The sequence below is a fragment of the Pedobacter sp. 05T44 genome (genome assembly GCF_056395985.1).
Window position 1 is genome coordinate 1 of sequence record NZ_JBFTKO010000052.1, and the last position, 355, is coordinate 355.

1 protein-coding gene is annotated in these 355 nt (G+C 67.9%); it reads right to left on the reverse strand.

What is annotated here, in order from left to right:
• The coding region (locus tag AC1DDK_RS26180) for a hypothetical protein (protein WP_477634199.1) at positions 1-355 on the reverse strand (355 nt) is incomplete at both ends.

Below are 355 nucleotides of genomic sequence, written 5' to 3' on the forward strand. Positions count from 1 at the left end.
GCACTGGTACGCGGTGCCGGCGATCTTCAGTACGGAAGCGGCGGCTTTGTTCAGTGCCGGGGTGTCGGTGCTGGCATCCGGAACCGGCACCGGCCGGCTGCCGACGCCTCCCTCGAACAGGGTGGGGATGCCGTCCCCGATCACGGCCGACCGCAGCTGCGCCATGGACGTCTTCAGCGGCGTGGGCGTGACGCCGTCGATGAAGCCGATCACCTTCGAATCGGCAAGCTGCTGGGACACAAAAGGAACACCGAGGGCGCTGATGCTGAAGGCCAGCATGGACATCACAAGGGCGGACACGGCGAGGTTGACCCCGCCGCCGACCACCCGGTCGACCAGGCGGAGCGGGCTGATC